This is a genomic window from Paracoccus aminovorans (assembly GCF_001546115.1).
GTDB classification, from domain to species: domain Bacteria; phylum Pseudomonadota; class Alphaproteobacteria; order Rhodobacterales; family Rhodobacteraceae; genus Paracoccus; species Paracoccus aminovorans_B.
This window is the reverse complement of sequence record NZ_KQ955209.1, coordinates 176972-193047: the sequence shown is the minus strand read 5'-3', so window position 1 is coordinate 193047 and position 16076 is coordinate 176972. Positions and strand designations below refer to the sequence as shown.

Sequence of the window (16076 nt, the reverse complement as noted above, 5' to 3'; positions counted from 1 at the left end):
GTGAAATATTCCTTGACCGATTTCTCGGAGACAGTTTGCGAGAAAACCTCTTTCTGACGCGCCATGCTGCGCTCGAGTATCTTCCAGCCGACGTAGCCGCCAGACCCGACCTGGACATTGTATGTCATGACTTATACACCGCCAAGAGACGCTTCTCGCGCGAGAGTAGTGCCCGTATATGCTTGAGCGTGCGATAGTAATCCTGATCCGCCGTAGCCTCGGTCGCCATGGCGAGGACAGATCTGCTGTCCGAATCGGTAAAGACATGCGAGAGCTGCTCAATGCCCAGCAGCAGTTGTCGATGGCCTTCGTCATGATCGGCATCACCGCTGAGGATGAGCTGACAGATGTAGCACAGGCGTGAGACGGGCGAGTTCACCTGGTCCGGGTGGATTGCATCCTTGAGGCGCAGGACATTCGCATTGGGGGTGCAAATGGAGATCTTTGCCCGCTTTTCGCCGTTCTCGATAACGGCGCCATTGATCAAGACGCGCTCGTTCGGCGCGAGTTTCAGAATGAGCCCGGTCACGGCTGAACCTCGCCGCGCAGGCCTTTCATGATCTTCAGGTTGATTTCGATCAGCGGCTCAGCCGACGCATTTTCCGAGAGCACTTTCTGTCCCCGTTTGATGGAAAATATCGCCAGCGAAAGCAGCCCCGCCTTGACCTGCTCCGGCAGGGCATTGGCGGGCTGAGCCAGATCGGCGGCCAGAACGGTCCAGAGCTGATTGTTCGCATATGCCGCCTGGATCATCGCGCGACGCTCACCGGTGTTGAGTGCCTGTTGCAACTGTCGGGTGATACGCGAAAATGCCAGGTATTCCTGGTCGCGCTCCGTGCGGATGTGCTGCGATCCGAATTTTGCAGATTGATTCTTCAGCGAGGCAAAAGTCACGTCGGAAACCCCATTCTAGGCTTTTGGCAGGTCAAGGGGCGCCCGGAAGGGCGCCCCTTTCAAGATCAGCGGAACAGCGACAGGATGGTCTGCGGCGCCTGGTTGGCGATCGACAGGGCCTGCACACCCAGCTGCTGCTGGGTCTGAAGCGCCTGCAGACGCGCCGAGGCTTCTTCCATGTCGGCGTCGACCAGCGAACTGGAACCCATCTTCAGCGAATCCGCCAGTTTCGACACGAAAGTCGCTTGGGAAGTGATCCGCTCGCCGGCGGTGCCCAGTTCGGCAGCGCCCTTTTTGGCGACGTCGATCAGGCCCTCGATCTGCGTTCTCGCGGCCAGCGCGGTGGTGCGGTCGGTGATCGGTGCAATGGTGACAGCTTCGATCGAAGTCTCGAAGTTCACCGAGTCGACCGTGATCGAGGTGTTCACCGTGGCGACCGTTCCCGAGGTGCGATCGATCGACGACAGCACCGAGAAGCTGGTTTGGCCGGGGACGGGGTTGGTCTTGAGCAGGTTGACGCCGTTAATCTGGCTCGCATCGATGTAAGAGGTGATTTCCTCTTTCATCGTGGCGATCTGAGCATCGATGGTCGAGTAGTCAAAACCGTCACTCGAGGCACTGATGGCAAGCTTGTGCATCTTATCCAGGATCACCTGCACCTGCTCGGCACCGCTGCGGCCGGCCGCCACAATGGAGTTTGCCATATTCAGGTTGCTCTGGATGGTCTTGAACGCGGATTCGTCGCTTTCCATCACCTTCGAAATCGACCAGACGGCGGCGTTGTCCTGCGCGTTGGCGACCTTCTTGCCGGTCGAGATCTCATCTTGAGTCTTGGCCAGGTTCGAATTGATGCCTTTCAGGGTCTGAAGGGCCACCATCGCGCTGTTGTTGGTCAGAATGCTGGACATTTTTATCTCCGTTCATTGGGCTGTTTCACCCATGTTTACAAGGTTCGGCCTTCTGACCTGCGGGACGGGCCCGGTGATCTGCATCACGTTGTCCGGTGTATCCGTCGAGAGTGAATAAATCCTGAATTCCGCCATCGTTTCAATTCGAATGTCGGGACAAGTTTATTCAAAACCTTTTCTCGCGGGGCGGCGCAACCTGGCTGCCAATGCGCCGGCCTTCGCGGTCATAGGTATCCAGCTTGCGCGACAGGGCCGAGATCTCGGCGAGCTGACGTTGGGCGGCCGCAACCCCCTCGCGTGCCGCCTCGGCCAATGTCCGGACGGCAAGCAGAGCCTGTGAACAGGCATTCACGCTGTCCTTGCGGACCTGTCCGGCCAACAGAGATTTTTCGAATTCTATCATCTTTTCAAGGGCGATGCCCGGTTCCGACGCGATCAGATGCCGCTTTGCCTGTTCAAGAAAGGTCAGTGCCTCGGTCATTTTCCGCCTCCATCCCCCGGGATGAGCTTCAGGTCGATCCTTTCGCTGATCGCCTGCGCATAAGCGTCATTCAGCATGCTCGCGAATTGCGATTCGCCTATGCCGCCGCCGAACGCGCCGCTGGCTTCGCGTGGGCCGGCGTATTTCAACATTTCCGAGAGGAACGCTTGCTCCAGGCCATCCGCCATGCCGCGCGCGTTTTTCAGCAGCGGCTGGCTGATCCTGGCTATAGGGCTGACATCCAAGAAAGCCTCCTGATGAATAAAAGTTTCGACAGCTGAGACTTTACGGGTGATCGGTAAATATTTGGTAATCACCCTGTGCCAATGTCGTGCAAGTCGGTTCGGCTGGGAAAGGGTTGTCTGCGGATGGAAATCATGAGCTTGCAAGGCGGCGCGGCGGCTCCGGGGCAGGCGCCGGTCATGACCGAGCGCAGCAAAGGTCCGGGCGCGTCCGCGTTTGCGGCGCTTTTCGAGGCATCGGCTGTCACGGCCGAGGAAGATGTCGGGCCTGAGGAGAACGGCGAAGATATTGATGAAGCGCAAGATCCGGAAGGCCAGGTGGAACGCGACGCGATCCCCGAAGCACCGCTCCTTGCCTCACCTTCGCTCGATGCGGCGCTTCTTCCCACGGAAGAAGAGACACAGGCCATCACGCTCACGGTTGAACGCGCAGCCCCTCCTGTCGTTACCGGCGGCGGGGCGGATTTCGTGCTGCCAAACACGCCTTTGGGCGCAGCTGGTCAGGAAGGGGCGGCGCCTGGTTCACTGGCAACGACCGCCGTTGCCCAGAGCAGCCCAGGCGAATCGGCTGACGCCGAAGACCCGTCGCCTGCACCGACAGCGACAGTCCGTGAGAGCACGCCGAATCAGTCCGTGTCGGTATCATATGCCGACTCGGCGCCACCGCGCGGCGTGAGCCCAGCCGTGGATGCCAGGGCGCCGCAGCCGGAAAAGCCGGCAGCGAATCAAGCCGACGATAAGCCTGACAAGACGGCGTCATTCGACTTGCCGGACCAGACCGCCGTGGCGATTTCCGTGCATGAGGGCAAGGCCGCAACCGCGCCGCCGGAAGCCCACGGGAGCATGCGCGCGCAGGCTCTCACCGAGCCGCGGCATGTGTTGCGGCAACTGGGCGAAAAACTTTCCGAAGGCGCGGAGGGCGTGGTCGAGATCGCGCTTTCTCCCGAGGAACTGGGCAAGGTTCGGCTGGTGATCGCACCCGGCGAAAAGCCCGCCGTGACCGTCTTTGCCGATCGACCCGAGACCTTTGATCTCTTGCGCCGCAACGCTGAGACGCTGGACAGGGAACTGCGCAATGCCGGCATTTTCGGAGCGGACATCTCGTTCTCGGGCGGCAACGAAGGGCGTGATCGCAGCAATGATTCCGTGCGCGATCTGCGCGGCTCCGGTCAGCGCGACCTAAACAACAGTCTCGCCGAGCACGTTGTGCCGGCAAGACCTCGGCCGACCGTGGATCGGCGAATCGACATCAGAATCTAGGATCAGACGATGGCAAGCATATCGGCGGCAACAGGCGTGGGTTACTCCAGCAGCCAGAACAGCACGGGCACCGCGTCCGAAGGCAGCGGGACGAACAGCGAGTTCGAAACCTTCCTCAAGATGCTGACGACCCAGATCAAGAACCAGGATCCGCTCAACCCGATGGAGGGAACGGAATTCGCGGTGCAACTGGCAACCTTTTCGGGGGTTGAGCAGCAGGTTCAGACCAACCAGTTGCTCAGTCAGTTGCTCGAGGGGAGTAGCGGCGGCGCCTTGGGCCAGTTGTCCGGCTGGATCGGACGCGAGGTCCGCACCAGCGCGCCGGTCTGGTTCGACCAATCTCCGATGACGTTGCAAATCGAGAGCGTGGCGGATGCGGACAAGATCGAGCTTGTCACCCTGGATGCGCAGGGGAATGAAGTTCTGCGTGAAAGCATCGGCACCGGCTCGGGCGAGGTCGACTGGCAAGGCAAGCGCACCAATGGCGATCTTTTGCCCGAAGGATTGTACAGCTTCCGCATCGAAGCCTCGAAAGATGGCACGATCCTCGAAACCAAAGAAGTCGAGGCCTACACCCGCGTGACAGGCGCCGAGATGACGACGGACGGAGCAAGGCTGGTGCTTGCGGGCGGCGGCTCGGCCACGCTCGACGAGGTAACGGCATTGCGACAGTGAGAAGCGGGCCGAGGGCCGTGCCACGAGGAAGAAGAGGATAGCACATCACTGCCTCATCTCCGCAATTGCCTGTTCGGGCGGGTTCAGAACAAAGAGGGAACAATGAGGCCTTGACGTTTCCCCAAGCCGTGTTGACAAATGGATAACCCATGGTGTGCTGAGCGTGATTCATGTGTGGATGCCCCCGTCGGTGCAAGGCGTTTTCGAACGGCTTGAGCATGCGATCGGATGCTTTCATGTGTCAGGCCTGAAGATGCGGCGCTGATCATGGCCGCTGGCCGGCATGGCGATGCGCGGAGTCGGCCTTCGCCCCGTGCAGTTGAAACGCCGCTTGGCCAGATCAAGGCCGATGACGGCTACTTCAGACATGGCAGTTCTCCTCTCTTGGCTCATGTGGTGGCTAACATTCGCATTTCGGCACTCAGTGGGAGGGGGCAGCCTCCGGGTCGAACCCGGCGGGTGGCGGTGGATCATCTCGAGCGCCGCGCGCCGTTCGGCGCGGCCATCGGCCCGGGCAAGATCGCCCCGCACGATCAGGCCCGACCGGTTCTCCATCAGGGCATGACCGATGAAGCACAGCATCGCCCCGGTGCCGGGGATTTCCTGTAGAGCCGCGCGTCCGGAGCGGGGGGCGGGCCATGGGTGGCATTCGTGCGCCTCTGACCCCGGAAATCGACCTCGGCATGGCGGCTGTGGCGTTGGTTGCGGGGCATCGGATCGGTCTTGGCTGCTACCGTCAAGGCGGATGGATCGGTGGCGGGGATCCCGAGTCCGGGAGGATCGCCGGCTTCATCATCCGGCGGGGTCTCGCCCGCCCGCGGTTGGGACGCTCTTCATCAGGGTGAGCCATCAGGCCGCCACCGGTTCGAGGCCCATGGCGAACGCCTTCACCAGCGTGCCGTCGACCGAGAAGTGGTCGTCAGACAGCAGCGGCGGCGCCTGGCGGTGCGCCAGGATCGCGGCCATGATCTTGCGCGACATGTCGGTGCTCAGCAGCCGGTCGCGGTTCTTGCGAAGACGGTCGGCCTTCGGGGCTTCGCCCGTTCAGGGCTGAAATCCGTCCCCCGGACGGATTTCCGGGCGCCCTTCACCCCACACGGGATCATCAATGCCGAGGCCAGCGCAACAGCAGATCGTGGTTCATCTGCTCCATCAGCTGGCGCTCGGACCGGACCGAATAGAGGAGCTGGATCAGGCTCGCCCGGATCAGCCGCTCCGGGTGGGATCGAGGGGCGACCAAAGTCGGTGTAGAGCTCATCGAACGCAGCATCCAGGCTGGCGCGCCTCGTTCACCACCTGCCGGATCGTCCGCAGCGGGTGGCCCGCGAGGATGCGGGCCTCAAGGTCGACGTAGCGGAACAGCGATCCGCTCGCCTCGTCCGCCCCGCGCATCTTTATCACCCCCATCGGCCTGCGCAGGGTGAATCATGTTCCGCGGGGCAGGTCGAGGGCTGACTTTTTCAGCGACTTGTTAGGAGCCCGAACCGTCATTCTTGGCGGGGATGGGATCGCGGATGAAGCTGACTGGTGAGAAAGGCCAGAATTTGCAGATCATCGCCGGCTGTGGGCGCCGAGAATTTCGGGCGGCATGCGAAGTTCGGGCAGCCAGGAAAAGTTAGCCGTGGTCTATCATTGCTGCCCAAGCGGCGGCTTTTCTCCAACAGGAAAGAATTACCGGTCAGGCCGGATCGCCATCATGCCTGGCTTGGGGCGGCGCATAGCCCATCTCGCGGTCGATCCAGCGCATCAACAGTGTGACCAGCCGCGCCTGTTCGGCGGGGGTCAGCGCGCGTCCGGGCGGCAGGCCGTGCCATTTCGCCAAGCACGACCGACAGCAGCAAGCGGTGGCGTGCTGGGCCAGGAAGACCGGATGACCGCGCATCGGCGTCTGCCGGCCGTCATTGCGCGGTTCGGCCGGTGCCAGCCGCGTGGCGATGAAATCGCCGGCATGGCGGGCGATGGTGTCGCGGCCCTTGCTGTCGGCATAGGCGCGCTCGGCCGTGCCCAAGTGAAAGCGGGCGCGAAACCGCGACCGGGCAAGCCGCTGCAGGAGGGCGTCGAATTCGTCCATCCTTGGCAGATAGGGTCGCGGGCGCCGCGGGAAAACCCCGCTCAGCCCAGGCGCAGCCGATGACGCGCGGTCAGCATCTGCCGGGTCGTGGCCAGCTCCGCTGCCCGGCGTGCCTCGTCCCAGCCGAGCGCCTGGGCGCAAAGCGTGGCGATGCTGTCCAGATCGCGGCCCGAGAGCCGGCCGGCGACGGCGATCGCACTGCGGCGCATCACCACATCGGCCAGGCTGCGGACCTGCTCGTGCCGGATCATCCAGTCGAATTCCGCCAGGCTGTAACCCGGCGCATCGGCCAACCGCCCGGGCCGCGCGCCCTCGGCCGCGAGGATCGGCAGGGCGGTGCTGCCGTAGCGGTCCAGGAGCTCTGCCGCCCGTCCCCGCTCGGCGCCGGTCTCGGCGCAGGCGCGAGCGATCCAGTCCTGGCGCGCCGCCGCACCGTCCGGCAGGTCGCGGCCGCCGCCGATGGGCAAGCCCTGGGTCGAGACCCGGCGTGCCCGGCCCAGCCGCGCGAGCAGGCTATCCGCGACCTCCTCGGCAAAGCCGCGGAACGTGGTCCACTTGCCGCCCACCAGCGAGACCACGGGCCAGCGCCGGCTCCCCTCGGGCTCGGCCACCGGGGCCGAATGGTCGCGGCTGATCAGCCCCGGCGCCACACCCTCGGACTTGGGCAGCGGCCGGATGCCGGCATAGGCATAGACGATCTGGCTGCGGTCGAACCGCAGCCCCGGCAGCAGGCTGCCGAGCGCGGCAAGGAAATAGTCGATCTCGGGCTCCGTGCAGGTCACGCTGTCGGGATCCTCGGCGCGGATGTCGGTCGAGCCGACCAGCGCCCGGCCGAGATAGTCAAAGACCAGGCAGATGCGGCCGTCGTCGGCTTCGAAATAGATCATGCGGCCGTTCAGCGCCGCCAGAAGCTCGGGATGATCCAGCAGGATATGCGAGCCCTTGGTGCCGCCGATCAGGGTCGAGGGCACGCCAAGCTGGGCATTGATCCGGTCGATCCAAGGGCCGCCGGCATTGACCACGATGCGCGGGCGCAGCGCCAGCGGGCCCTGGGGCGTGTCCAGCGTCACGCTGTCGCCGTCCGTGCCCGCAATGGCCGTGTGGTTCAGCGCGCGGGCCTGCCGGTTGGCGCGCAGCCCATCGGCGACCAGTTCCCACACCAGCCGCTCGGGCTGCGTCACGGTGGCATCGTAATATTGCCCGGCGGCGACGATGCGCGGGGTCAGGGGCGGGATCTCGCGCAGCGCCCGCGCCCGCGACCAGAGCTGGTGGCGCGGCATCACCCGGTGGCGGCGGCCGTAGAAGTCATACATGGCCAGACCCAGCTTCATCAGCACCGCACCCCGGCTGCGCGGCGCCGTGGTCGAGCCCATCAGCGTGCGCAGCGCCGCCGGGATGCCCTTGAGCCAGGAAAAGATCGGGATCACCGTGGGCAGCGGCCGCACCAGATGCGGGGCGTTCTTCAGCAGCAGGTTGCGCTCCAGCGTCGATTGCGCGACCAGGCCCAGCTCGCCGGTTTCCAGGTATTTGATGCCGCCATGGATCAGCCGCGAGGGCGCCGCCGAGGTGCCGCCGCCGAAATCGCCCTTGTCCGAGATCACGCAGGTCACGCCCTGTTCGCAAAGGTCGCGGAACAGGCCCGCGCCGTTGATGCCGGCGCCGAGGATCAGCACGTCGATGTCTTCCGTCATGGGTCTTCCTTTGCCAGCGCCTCGATCTTGGGCCAGATCGGCGCCAGCGCCTGGGTCAGTTCGGTAAAGAGCGCAAAGCGTTCGGCCAGCGCCGCGCTGCGGGCGGGATCGGGGGCGTAATGGCGGGTCAGCGCCGCCATGTCGCGCGGATCGTGGCGCGGGCTTGGGTAAAGCCCGACCGCCGCACCCGCGCAAAGCGCCGCACCCCAGGCCGCGGCCTCCTCGGTGTCGCTGACCGAGACCGGCATTCCCAGCGCGTCGGCAAAAAGCTGAGCAAACAAGGGGCTGCGCGATATTCCTCCGGTCAGTCGAGCCTTGGTGGGCCGAAACCCCTCGCGCAGGGCATCGACATGGATGCGGTGGTTGAAGGCGATGCCCTCGATCACCGCGCGCAGCATGTCGCCGCGGTCCTGCCAGCCGCGCAACCCGAAGAAGCCGGCGCTGGCCGTGGGCCCCAGCGGCGAGCCGAACAGGAACGGGTGGAAGATCGCGGTCGAGGGGCGGGCCATGGCGGCCTCGATCTCGGGGATGATCTCGGCGTGGAAGGCGCGGCCCTGCGCCTCGGCCTCGCGGCGCTCGGCCCCGCAGAGCGTGTCGAGGAACCAGTCGTAATTCGCTGCCGATGCGGGGGAAATCGACATGGCATTCCACGCGCCGGGCTCCAGCCCGTTGCGGCAGAACCAGCGCGGATCGACCTTGGGGGCGTCCGAGACGGTCTCGTTGATGGAATAGGTGCCGGCGACGATGGCGACCGTGCCGGGCGCATGGCCGCCCGCGCCAAGCGCCGAGGCGGTCACGTCATGCAAACCGGCCGCGACCGGCGTGCCGGCGACAAGGCCGGTCAGGGCGGCGGCCTCGGGCGTGACATGGCCGGCGACAGCGCCGGGCAGCAGGATCCACGGCAGCGTCCCGGCCAGCGCCTGCAGCCCGAACAGCGGCAGGATGTCGGGCGCATAGCGCTGGGTCGCGACATCGGTGAAGGAGGTGCTGGCCTCGGTCAGGTCGGTGGCGATGCGGCCGGTCAGGCAGAAGCGCAACCAGTCCTTGCAGGCCAGCACATGGGCGATGCGGGCAAAGCGTTCGGGGTCGTGGTCGCGCATCCAGGCCAGCAGGGCCGAGGGCGCCGAGGCATGCGGCATCTGCCCGGTGCGGGCCAGCGCGCGTTCGGCGGTGCCGTCCGCCTGCCAGCCGGCGACCACCGCGCCGGCGCGGCTGTCCAGCGACAGGATGCCATGGCCCAGCGGGCGGGCGTCGCGGTCCAGCACATAGACGCCGTCGCCATGCGCGGTGGCGGCCACGGCGGCGATCTCGCCGGCCGGGCGGCCGCAGGCGGCGACGGCCTCGGCGATGGCGGCGGCGGTCTGGGCCCAGAGCACGTCCATGTCACGCTCGACATGGCGCGGGCGCGGCATGATCTGCGGCACGCGGCGGCGCGCGGTGGCCAGCACCCGGCCGGTCTGATCGAAGATCACCGCCTTGGTCACGGTCAGGCCGTTGTCGATGCCAAGCAGCAGGGGCACGGGAACCTCGTCGGGCACAACTGCGCCCCGCACCGCGAAAAGGGGCGCGGGGCGTGCAGGGCCGGGGGCGGAGCGGCGCCGCACCCGGCAGCGGCGGTTACTGTTCCAGCACGAAGGGCGCCGTGTATTTGTCGGCGTTCGACTGGTCGATCAGCAGGCAGTCGAACAGCTGCTTTTCGGTGTCCACGCCGGTCTTGCCGGTCTTGATCACCGAATCCGCCTGCTTGACCGCCTCGGCCGAGAAGATGGCGACGGGTTGCAGCACGGTATATTGCAGCTCGCCGGCCTTGACCGCCGCCACCGCATCGGGCGAGCCGTCGAAGCCGCCGACCTTGACCGCGTCCAGCTTGCCGGCCTCTTTCAGCGCCGCGATCGCCCCCAGCGCCATCTCGTCATTGCCCGAGATCACGCCGTTGATGTCCGGGTTGGCCTGCAGCAGCGACTGCATCTTCTGGTAGCCTTGGGTGCGGTCCCAGTTCGCGACCTCCTGGCCGGCCTTTTCCAGGTCCGGATACTGGCTCAGCACGGTCTCGTAGCCGTTCGAGCGGGTCTGGGCGTTGTTGTCCGAGGGCGCGCCGAACAGTTCGACATATTTGCCCTTGTCGCCCACGGCCTCGACCCAGGCCTGGGCCCCCAGCGCCGCGCCTTGCGCGTTGTTCGACACCAGCTGCGCCTTGGCCAGGCCTTCCTGGTTGATCTCGGCATTGACCAGGATCACCGGGATGCCGGCATCGACCGCCTTCTGCACCGCGCCGACCGAGCCGTCCGCGTTGGCGGGGTCGAGGATGATCGCCACCGACTTGTTGGTGATCGCGGTGTCGATCAGCGTGCTTTCGGTATTGGTGTCGCCGCGATGGGCGCCGACATTGGCGGTATAGCCCATCTCCTCGGCGGTCTTCTTGGCGACCTCGCCCTCGGTGAACCAATAGGGGTTCGCCGGGTCGTTGACGATGATCGAGATCAGGCCCTCGGCCGAGGCGGCCGCTGCCATCAGGGGCAGCGAAGCAGCGGCGGCCAGCAGCGCGCGACGGGTCAGTTTGAACATTCTTCTCACTCCCTTGGGGTTGGTTTCCTGCCTTGCGGCAGGCTTTCGCCGGGCAGCCGTTCCGCCCGGCGGGAAGGTCTGGCCGGGTCAGCCCTTGCGGGCGCCGCGCCCGTATTGGATCGAGTTCATCAGCACCGCGAGCACGATCACCGCGCCGGTGAACACGGTCTGCCAGTAGGAGCTGACGCCGATGATGACGAGGCCCGCCGACAGGAAGCCGATGACGAAGGCGCCCAGCATGGTGCCGCGCACCGTGCCGCGCCCGCCGGTCAGTGCAGCACCCCCGATCACCACCGCCGCGATGGCGGTCAGCTCATAGGTGGTGCCGGCGGTCGGCCCGGCCGAGGTCAGTTGCGACGACAGCACCAGCCCGGCGATGGCGGCCAGCGCGCCCGAGATGGTGTAGACGGTGATCTTGACCCGGCGCGTCGGCACGCCCGAAAGCTCGGCCGCGCGTTCGTTGCCGCCTGAGGCATAGAGCCAGCGTCCGAAGGCCGAGCGCGACAGCATCAGCCCGGCCAGCACCGCCACCGTCGCCAGCACGATGACCGAGATCGGGATGCCGGCGATGCGGTTGAAGCCCAGCCAGTTGAAGCCGGTGTTGCCCAACTCGGCCGAGCCGCGCAGGTTGTTGTAGGTCAGCCCGTTGGTCATCAGCAGCGCGACGCCGCGGGCGACATACATCACCCCCAGCGTGGCGACGAAGGGCGGCACCTTGAAGATCGAGATCAGCACCCCGTTCAGCGCCCCGACGCCTGCGCCGACGGCGATGGTCAGGATGACGACGGCCCAGACCGGCGGGTAAAGGATCACCCCGGCCCAGTCGAGTTCGACCCCCTGCATCATCGCGCCGGCGACCACGCCGCACAGCGCCAGGATCGAGCCCACCGACAGGTCGATGCCGCCGTTCAGGATCACCAGCAGCATGCCGATGGACAGGATGCCATAGATCGCCACCTGCGAGGACATGATGAGGAAGTTCGACAGGGTGAAATAGTTCGGCGACAGGAACGAAAAGACGGCGATGATCGCGATCAGCGCGAAGAACGCCCGTCCTTCCAGCAGGAAGCGGCCGATGCTGAACTCGGGTTTCCTGGATGCGGCGGCGGGTGCGGTCGTGGCAGACATTGGGTTTTCCTCCCTCCCGAGATCCGTCAGGCAGCCACGGACTCGCCCGAGGCGGCCATGATCTTTTCCTTGGTGACGGTGGAATCGAATTCGGCCGAGATGCGGCCCTTGTGCATGACGATGATGCGATGCGCGATGGACAGGCATTCGCTGACCTCGGAGGTGGTATACACCACCGCAAGCCCCTGCTCGGCGCCCTGGGCCAGAAGCTTGAACACCTCGGCCTTGGCACCGATGTCGATGCCGCGCGAAGGTTCGTCCAGCAGGATGACGCGGGGCCTGGTGGCCAGCATCTTGCCGATCACCACCTTCTGCTGGTTGCCGCCCGAGAGCGAGCCGATGGCCGCGCCGCCGCCCGAAGTCTTGACGGTGACATTGCGGATGCTGTCGCCGATCAGCTTCTTCTCGGCGCTGCGGCTGGTGAAAAGTCCCCGGGTGAAGCTGGAGATCGAGGCCAGGGACAGGTTTTCGCCCACGGTCATGGTTTGCACCAGCCCGTCGCGCTGCCGGTCCTCGGGCACCAGCGCGAGGCCGCGCGCGATGCGCTCGGCGATCGACAGGTGCGAGATCTCGCGGCCCTCCAGCACGATCTCGCCGCCCGAGGCGGTCAGGCGGCCGGCGCAGGTCTCCAGCAGTTCGGTGCGGCCGGCGCCCATGAGGCCATAGATGCAGACGATCTCGCCCGCGCGCACGTCCAGGGACAGCTTGTCCACCAGGTTGAAGCCGGCCGGGTCGGGCACCGAAAGATTGCGGATCGACAGCGCCACCTCGCCGAAGCGGGTCGCGGGCGGTGCGCCCAGGTCGTAATTGTCGCCGACCATGTTGCGCACGATCCATTCCAGGTCGATCTCGGCGCGCGGCGCATAGGCGGTCATGGTGCCGTCGCGCAGCACGACCGCATGGTCGGTGATGGTCAGCGCCTCTTCCAGGTGATGCGAGATATAGACGATGCTGACGTCCTTGGCGGTCAGGTCGCGGATCACCTTGAACAGCACCTCGACCTCGCTGGCGGAAAGCGCGCTGGTCGGCTCGTCCATTATCAGGATGCGGCTGTCCACCGACAGCGCCCGGGCGATCTCGACGATCTGCTGCTGGCCCAGGCGCAGCTCCTCGACCGGGGTCAGCGGGTCGATGTTTTCCTCCAGCTCCTCCATCAGGCGGCGGACCTGGCGTTCCTCTTCGGCGAAGTCGACGCCGGTCGGGCCCATGATCTCGCGGCCCATGAAGATATTGTCGCGCACCGACAGGTTCGGGGCCAGGCTCAGCTCCTGGTGGATGATCGAGATGCCGCGGTCGCGCGCCTCGTTGGCGCTGGCAAAGGTCACGGGCCGGCCGTCCAGGATGATCTCGCCGGTGGTGGGCTGGATGACGCCCGACAGGATCTTCATCAGCGTGGACTTGCCGGCGCCGTTCTCGCCGAACAAGGTCGTCACCTGGCCGCGATGGATATCGAAATTCACGCCTTTCAGCGCATGCACGCTGCCATAGGACTTGGCGACGTTGCGGGCGGCTAGGACGACCTCGCCGGTATGGCTTGCGGCGCGGGTCATTTCACCACCACCTCGACCGGGGTAATCAGCCAGCTCTTGGGGTTGATCAGGCGAAAGGCGCCCACGACCTCGACGGTCTTGCCGGTCAGGGCCGCGGCGTCGATCCTGTCCAGAACCTCGGCCTTCATGGCGCGGTTGATGCCGGCGCCGGCGTTCTGGTATTCGATCTGGTTCTTGAACTTGCCGAAGGCGATGTCGCCGGGGGCGTCGCGCAGGTCGGTGCCGTTGATCGCCGGGCCGGTCTGGACGCGGACGGCGACGCTTTCGGGCAGGCCCTCGACGGCCAGCGGATAGATCCCGGCCTTGGGCTCGCCCGCCGTGCCGGTCACGCGCACCGCCATGATGGCGCCGGTCGAGGCCGGGGTGCCGTATTGCGCGATGGCCGCGTCCTTGTCGGCGGCGATGGCGGCGGCGACTTCGGCAGCATTGCCGGCCTTCCCCTTGACGAATTCGGCGATGCGCGGGAACTCCGCCTGGCCATAGCCGTCGGGCGAGAAGGCCTGCTGGCGCACATCGGCCTCCGAGCCGATATGCACGACCTTGGTGTCAAGCGCGATGCCGGCCAGCACGACGGCCGCCGCGGCGATGCTGAGGAAAAGCCCGCGCCGCGATGCCGCGGGGGCCTTGGGGGCTTGGCCGGTCGGGGCAGTGCTCTGGACCATGTTCGTGCCTCGGATTTGATGAATGTTGCGCGGGCGGGGCGGATGCGGATCAGGCGGCCGGACGGCGCGCGCGGCGGGCATCCCGCGGGGAATGTCTGGGATTTCCTTGCATTGTCCGGCCCCTCCTCTGGCTGGTCATGCCTGGCAGTCTCCTCCTGCCGGCGGGTGCGGGGGCATTGCCCGAATCCCGCCGTCTTCGAAACAGTAACTGAAATTTTTTGCTGTGTCCGTAAAAAAATGCATTCCTGCGGCGGGAAATCTGCGGTATGAAAATGACCGAGGAGTTCGCCACGCCCGTCCGGGCTGGCTTGCCGCCGGGGTCTTGGCCCGGGCGGAGGAGGGCACCATGCATCACCACCCCACCGACCCCCGCAGGACGGCGCGCCATGGCCGGGGCTGACATCCTGATCGGCATCGACGCCGGCACCTCGGTCATCAAGGCGGTGGCCTTCGATCTGCGCGGGGCGCAGCTGGCCGCGGCCTCGGTGCCGAATCGCTATCAGGCCGGCGGCGACGGCTCGGCCACGCAACCCTTGGCCCAGACCTGGGACGACTGCGCCGCCGCGCTGCGGGGCCTGGGCGACAAGGTGCCGGACCTGGCCCGCCGCACCGCCGCGCTCTCGGTCACGGCGCAGGGCGACGGCACCTGGCTGGTCGGGCGCGACGGGCCGGTGGGCGACGCCTGGCTGTGGCTTGATGCCCGCGCCGCCCCGACAGTGGCGCGGCTGGCCGCCGGCCCGGCGAACCGCGCCCGGTTCGAGGCGACCGGCACCGGGCTCAACACCTGCCAGCAGGGCAGCCAGATGGCGCATATGGACGTGCATTGCCCCGAGTTGCTGGACCGGGCCGAGGTCGCGCTGCATTGCAAGGACTGGCTCTATCTGAACCTGACCGGGGTGCGGGCGACCGACCCGTCCGAGGCCAGCTTCACCTTCGGCAATTTCCGCGACCGGCGCTATGACGATACGGTGATCGCCGCGCTGGGGCTGGAGCATCGCCGCACCCTGCTGCCCGAGATCGTCGATGGCGCGCAGCTCACCCACCCGCTGACGCCCGAGGCCGCCGCCGCCACCGGGCTGCGCGCCGGCACGCCGGTCAGCCTTGGCTATGTCGACATGGTGATGACCGCGCTGGGTGCCGGGGTCTATGGCGGGGCGGGCGATGTCGCCTGCTCGACCGTGGGCTCGACCGGGGTGCATCTGCGGGCGGTGCGGGCGCAGGACGTGCATCTGAACGCGCAGGGCACCGGTTATGTCATCTGCCTGCCGATCCCCGGCATCGTGACCCAGGTGCAGACCAATATGGCGGCGACGCTGAACCTGGACTGGATCCTGGGCGTCGCGGCGGGCATCCTTTCGGACGTTGGCCAGCCGGTCACGCATCGCGACCTGGTGGCGCATATAGAGGGCTGGCTGGCGCAGTCGAAGCCCGGCCAGATCGTCTACCACCCCTATATTTCCGAGGCGGGCGAGCGTGGCCCCTTCGTCAACGCCGATGCCCGCGCGGGCTTCGTCGGCCTGTCAGCCGGGCATCGCTATCCCGACCTGATCCGCGCCGTGGCCGAGGGGCTGGGCATGGCGATGCGCGACTGCTACGCCGCCATGGGCCCGCTGCCGGCCGAGCTGCGGCTGACCGGCGGCGCTGCGCGCTCGCGGGGCTTGCGCGGCATCCTGTCGGCGGCGCTGGATGCGCCGGTGCGGGTGTCCGAGCGCGACGAGGCCGGCGCGGCCGGCGCGGCGATGATGGCCGCCGTCGCCATCGGCGCCTATCCCGACATGGAATCCTGCATCGCCGAATGGGTCACGCCGCTTCTGGGCGCGGCCGAAGCGCCCGATCCCGATCTCGTGGCCGCCTATGCGCGGCTCTTCCCGGCATTTTCCGCCGCGCGGCAGGCCCTGCCGCCGGCATGGGACGCCCTGGCCCTGGCCCGCGCCCCGAAAGGAGATTGA

General features: G+C 66.5%; 15 protein-coding genes and 1 pseudogene. 3 read left to right on the top strand and 13 right to left on the bottom strand.

The window, feature by feature from the left end; genetic code table 11:
- Positions 1 to 124: 124 nt before the first annotated feature.
- The 5 genes from flbT to ASV56_RS12860 form a co-directional block, all read right to left on the bottom strand.
- Entirely contained in the window at positions 125 to 529 is a 405-nt protein-coding gene (gene flbT, locus ASV56_RS12880; RefSeq protein ID WP_062562485.1) for a flagellar biosynthesis repressor FlbT, read from the bottom strand.
- Complete coding sequence (gene flaF, locus ASV56_RS12875) at positions 526 to 894, bottom strand: flagellar biosynthesis regulator FlaF (protein WP_062562484.1); 369 nt, start codon at positions 892 to 894, stop codon at positions 526 to 528. The genes flbT and flaF overlap by 4 nt, the downstream gene beginning before the upstream one ends.
- 65 nt (positions 895 to 959) lie before the next feature.
- Positions 960 to 1802, bottom strand: a complete 843-nt coding sequence (locus ASV56_RS12870; protein WP_062562483.1) for a flagellin N-terminal helical domain-containing protein — start codon at positions 1800 to 1802, stop codon at positions 960 to 962.
- Positions 1803 to 1968: 166 nt separating this feature from the next.
- Positions 1969 to 2283 carry a hypothetical protein gene (locus tag ASV56_RS12865; RefSeq protein ID WP_062562482.1) on the bottom strand — a complete coding sequence of 105 codons (315 nt, stop codon included), beginning with the start codon at positions 2281 to 2283 and terminating at the stop codon, positions 1969 to 1971.
- Positions 2280 to 2528 carry a hypothetical protein gene (locus ASV56_RS12860; RefSeq protein WP_437435920.1) on the bottom strand — a complete coding sequence of 83 codons (249 nt, stop codon included), beginning with the start codon at positions 2526 to 2528 and terminating at the stop codon, positions 2280 to 2282. The genes ASV56_RS12865 and ASV56_RS12860 overlap by 4 nt, the downstream gene beginning before the upstream one ends.
- A gap of 123 nt (positions 2529 to 2651) precedes the next feature.
- Between ASV56_RS12860 and ASV56_RS22795 the strand changes: the two genes are divergently transcribed.
- On the top strand, positions 2652 to 3785 hold the full coding sequence (locus ASV56_RS22795) for a flagellar hook-length control protein FliK (protein WP_172823772.1): 1134 nt from the start codon (positions 2652 to 2654) through the stop codon (positions 3783 to 3785).
- 9 nt (positions 3786 to 3794) lie between these two features.
- Positions 3795 to 4460 (top strand): flagellar hook capping FlgD N-terminal domain-containing protein, encoded by a 666-nt coding sequence (locus ASV56_RS12850; protein WP_062562480.1) that lies wholly within the window; start codon positions 3795 to 3797, stop codon positions 4458 to 4460.
- Positions 4461 to 4895: 435 nt separating this feature from the next.
- On the opposite strand, the pseudogene ASV56_RS24450 reads toward ASV56_RS12850, so the two are convergent.
- From ASV56_RS24450 to ASV56_RS12810, 8 genes and pseudogenes are all read right to left on the bottom strand, one after another.
- Positions 4896 to 5852: pseudogene (locus ASV56_RS24450) on the bottom strand (transposase); the annotation flags it as partial.
- Positions 5853 to 6138: 286 nt separating this feature from the next.
- On the bottom strand, positions 6139 to 6531 hold the full coding sequence (locus ASV56_RS12840; RefSeq protein ID WP_062562479.1) for a DUF4186 domain-containing protein: 393 nt from the start codon (positions 6529 to 6531) through the stop codon (positions 6139 to 6141).
- 41 nt (positions 6532 to 6572) lie between these two features.
- Positions 6573 to 8222 carry a glycerol-3-phosphate dehydrogenase/oxidase gene (locus ASV56_RS12835; protein WP_062562478.1) on the bottom strand — a complete coding sequence of 550 codons (1650 nt, stop codon included), beginning with the start codon at positions 8220 to 8222 and terminating at the stop codon, positions 6573 to 6575.
- Entirely contained in the window at positions 8219 to 9742 is a 1524-nt protein-coding gene (locus ASV56_RS12830; RefSeq protein ID WP_062563311.1) for an FGGY-family carbohydrate kinase, read from the bottom strand. The genes ASV56_RS12835 and ASV56_RS12830 overlap by 4 nt, the downstream gene beginning before the upstream one ends.
- Before the next feature lie 97 nt (positions 9743 to 9839).
- Positions 9840 to 10787 (bottom strand): D-ribose ABC transporter substrate-binding protein, encoded by a 948-nt coding sequence (locus ASV56_RS12825; protein WP_062562477.1) that lies wholly within the window; start codon positions 10785 to 10787, stop codon positions 9840 to 9842.
- Positions 10788 to 10874: 87 nt separating this feature from the next.
- A complete protein-coding gene (locus ASV56_RS12820) occupies positions 10875 to 11915 on the bottom strand; it encodes an ABC transporter permease (protein WP_062562476.1) in 1041 nt (346 codons plus the stop codon).
- Between the two features lie 26 nt (positions 11916 to 11941).
- On the bottom strand, positions 11942 to 13465 hold the full coding sequence (locus ASV56_RS12815) for a sugar ABC transporter ATP-binding protein (protein ID WP_062562475.1): 1524 nt from the start codon (positions 13463 to 13465) through the stop codon (positions 11942 to 11944).
- Complete coding sequence (locus tag ASV56_RS12810) at positions 13462 to 14127, bottom strand: DUF2291 family protein (RefSeq protein WP_062563310.1); 666 nt, start codon at positions 14125 to 14127, stop codon at positions 13462 to 13464. The genes ASV56_RS12815 and ASV56_RS12810 overlap by 4 nt, the downstream gene beginning before the upstream one ends.
- Before the next feature lie 386 nt (positions 14128 to 14513).
- Here ASV56_RS12810 and ASV56_RS12805 point away from each other — a divergent pair, with 386 nt between their 5' ends.
- Entirely contained in the window at positions 14514 to 16076 is a 1563-nt protein-coding gene (locus ASV56_RS12805; protein WP_062562474.1) for an FGGY-family carbohydrate kinase, read from the top strand.

Bases quoted from the DNA above. Each gene is read 5' to 3' on its own strand.
- ASV56_RS12870 (WP_062562483.1), bottom strand. From the start codon at position 1,802: ATGTCCAGCATTCTGACCAACAACAGCGCGATGGTGGCCCTTCAGACC.
- ASV56_RS12865 (WP_062562482.1), bottom strand. From the start codon at position 2,283: ATGACCGAGGCACTGACCTTTCTTGAACAGGCAAAGCGGCATCTGATC.
- ASV56_RS22795 (WP_172823772.1), top strand. From the start codon at position 2,652: ATGGAAATCATGAGCTTGCAAGGCGGCGCGGCGGCTCCGGGGCAGGCG.
- ASV56_RS12850 (WP_062562480.1), top strand. From the start codon at position 3,795: ATGGCAAGCATATCGGCGGCAACAGGCGTGGGTTACTCCAGCAGCCAG.
- ASV56_RS12840 (WP_062562479.1), bottom strand. From the start codon at position 6,531: ATGGACGAATTCGACGCCCTCCTGCAGCGGCTTGCCCGGTCGCGGTTT.
- ASV56_RS12835 (WP_062562478.1), bottom strand. From the start codon at position 8,222: ATGACGGAAGACATCGACGTGCTGATCCTCGGCGCCGGCATCAACGGC.
- ASV56_RS12825 (WP_062562477.1), bottom strand. From the start codon at position 10,787: ATGTTCAAACTGACCCGTCGCGCGCTGCTGGCCGCCGCTGCTTCGCTG.
- ASV56_RS12820 (WP_062562476.1), bottom strand. From the start codon at position 11,915: ATGTCTGCCACGACCGCACCCGCCGCCGCATCCAGGAAACCCGAGTTC.
- ASV56_RS12815 (WP_062562475.1), bottom strand. From the start codon at position 13,465: ATGACCCGCGCCGCAAGCCATACCGGCGAGGTCGTCCTAGCCGCCCGC.
- ASV56_RS12810 (WP_062563310.1), bottom strand. From the start codon at position 14,127: ATGGTCCAGAGCACTGCCCCGACCGGCCAAGCCCCCAAGGCCCCCGCG.
- ASV56_RS12805 (WP_062562474.1), top strand. From the start codon at position 14,514: ATGGCCGGGGCTGACATCCTGATCGGCATCGACGCCGGCACCTCGGTC.